This window comes from Streptomyces sp. NPDC091376, from assembly GCF_044757085.1.
Classification (GTDB): Bacteria; Actinomycetota; Actinomycetes; order Streptomycetales; family Streptomycetaceae; genus Streptomyces; species Streptomyces pratisoli.
Window position 1 is genome coordinate 1 of sequence record NZ_JBIVUF010000073.1, and the last position, 1,306, is coordinate 1,306.

2 protein-coding genes and 1 pseudogene are annotated in these 1,306 nt (G+C 69.6%); 1 reads left to right on the top strand and 2 read right to left on the bottom strand.

What is annotated here, in order from left to right; genetic code table 11:
• A pseudogene (locus ACIQMR_RS38380) lies at positions 1-94 on the bottom strand (IS5/IS1182 family transposase); the annotation flags it as partial.
• A gap of 33 nt (positions 95-127) precedes the next feature.
• Entirely contained in the window at positions 128-382 is a 255-nt protein-coding gene (locus tag ACIQMR_RS38385) for a hypothetical protein (protein WP_401397803.1), read from the bottom strand.
• A 117-nt stretch (positions 383-499) separates the two neighbouring features.
• Here ACIQMR_RS38385 and ACIQMR_RS38390 point away from each other — a divergent pair, with 117 nt between their 5' ends.
• On the top strand, positions 500-1,123 hold the full coding sequence (locus tag ACIQMR_RS38390; RefSeq protein ID WP_401397806.1) for a TetR/AcrR family transcriptional regulator: 624 nt from the start codon (positions 500-502) through the stop codon (positions 1,121-1,123).
• The last annotated feature ends 183 nt before the right edge of the window (positions 1,124-1,306 follow it).

Sequence of the window (1,306 nt, forward strand, 5' to 3'; positions counted from 1 at the left end):
GGGCGGTGGACTTCGATATCCCGAAGCAAGGCGGCAACGCACGCCAGGAGCAACCGGACACCGGCACATAGATGATCGCCGCGAACAGCGTCTCAGAAGCACCACCGGCACGGCATGAACGTGCAGGTCATCGCGGCCCTGGATGGCACACCCTCAGGTACACCAGCGCCGGTACGACGAGCGTCACCAGCAGCAGCGGGCCCAGCCAGGGCAGTGCTCCGGCGAAGAACAGGGCGGAGAGTGCCGCCAGTGTGATCGCGACGAGCAGCATGGGCCCGCTGACCGAGAGCAGGGCCTGCATGGTCCACCAGCGCCGGGCGCGCGGATCGACGCCGAAGCGAGGTGGTCGCAGAGACAGGGCAGTGGGTGCGGGTGCGGGCATGGGAGGCGGCATGGGTGTGGGCATAGGCATGGGGCTCCCCCGTGTTCCAAGTCAAGTGTATTGGGTGGCGATACGTTACAACGGTACGAGTGACTTGCAAAAGGGAGTGAGGGTGCCGTGCCCAAGAAGGTCGACCATGACGAGAGACGGCGTGAGATCTCCGAGGCGCTCTGGCGCATCGCGAGCACGCGCGGGCTCGACGGAGTCAGCCTGCGCGACGTGGCCGCCGAGGCCGACATCTCCCTCGGCCGGCTGCAGCACTACTTCCGCTCCAAGGCTGAGATGCTCGTGTTCGCCCTCAGGCAGATCAACCAACTCGCCGAGCGGCGCATCCGGGAGGGCGTCGAGAAGACCGCGGCCGGTCTCGGTCAGGAGCCCCCGCCCCGTTTCGTGCTGCGCGCATGCGTCACCGGGATGCTGCCGCTGGACGAACACAGCCGCATCGGCCAGCTCGTCGCCGCCGCCTACTTCGCACCGGCCGTCCACGACGAACGCCTTCGGGCCGAGGCCCAGGACGGCATCCCGGCGCTTCGCGTGTTCCTCGCCGGACTGCTGCGCAGAGCCGGCGAGCGCGGCGAGCTGCCCGCGGACCGCGACCCGGACGACGAGGCGATGATCCTCATCAGCCTCGTCGACGGACTGACGGCGTACACGCTGCTCCACGTCCACACTCCCGAAGAGGCACTGCGCCTGCTCGACCGCCACCTGGACCGGCTGTTCGGTGCACCCGCCGGCCGATGAACCGCGCGCTGCGGGCGGTTCCCGCGAAGACGGGACAGGACGTGCGCTCGGGGACGGCGGCGGGCATCATGGCGGCATGCTGCTGGCTCGCCTGGCGGACGTGTCACGGCAGATCGCCGCCGAACCGTCCCGTACCCGCAAGGTCGCGGCCCTCGCGTCCCTCTTCGGGGACGCCCGGCCGCA

Bases quoted from the DNA above. Each gene is read 5' to 3' on its own strand.
- ACIQMR_RS38385 (WP_401397803.1), bottom strand. From the start codon at position 382: ATGCCCGCACCCGCACCCACTGCCCTGTCTCTGCGACCACCTCGCTTC.